Source organism: Haloprofundus marisrubri, from assembly GCF_001469955.1.
GTDB classification, from domain to species: domain Archaea; phylum Halobacteriota; class Halobacteria; order Halobacteriales; family Haloferacaceae; genus Haloprofundus; species Haloprofundus marisrubri.
This window is the reverse complement of the sequence record NZ_LOPU01000026.1, coordinates 1-257: the sequence shown is the minus strand read 5'-3', so window position 1 is coordinate 257 and position 257 is coordinate 1. Positions and strand designations below refer to the sequence as shown.

General features: G+C 61.9%; 1 pseudogene. It reads right to left on the bottom strand.

From position 1 onward, the window contains the following. Positions 1-257 (bottom strand): annotated as a pseudogene (locus tag AUR64_RS10390) (glycerol-3-phosphate dehydrogenase subunit GlpB); the annotation flags it as partial.

The following is a 257-nucleotide window of genomic DNA, read 5'->3' as shown; positions in this document are numbered from 1 at the left end:
AACGGATGCTCGCCGAAGGCGTCGTCGTCGAACCAGTCGTAGCGGTCCGACGAGTGCGGGACGTGCGCGTCGAAAATCGGCTCGGTCACGCCTTCACGACTGGAGTCGATGCCTTTGCCGACGAGTCCGCCGGTGGCAAGGACGAATTCGTCGGCGTGATAGGGAATTTTCGCACGCTTTCGGTCGACGTACACCGCCTGCAATCGGCCGTTTTCGGCCTCGTAATCGACGACGGGATTGCCCGAACTGATGCGGAC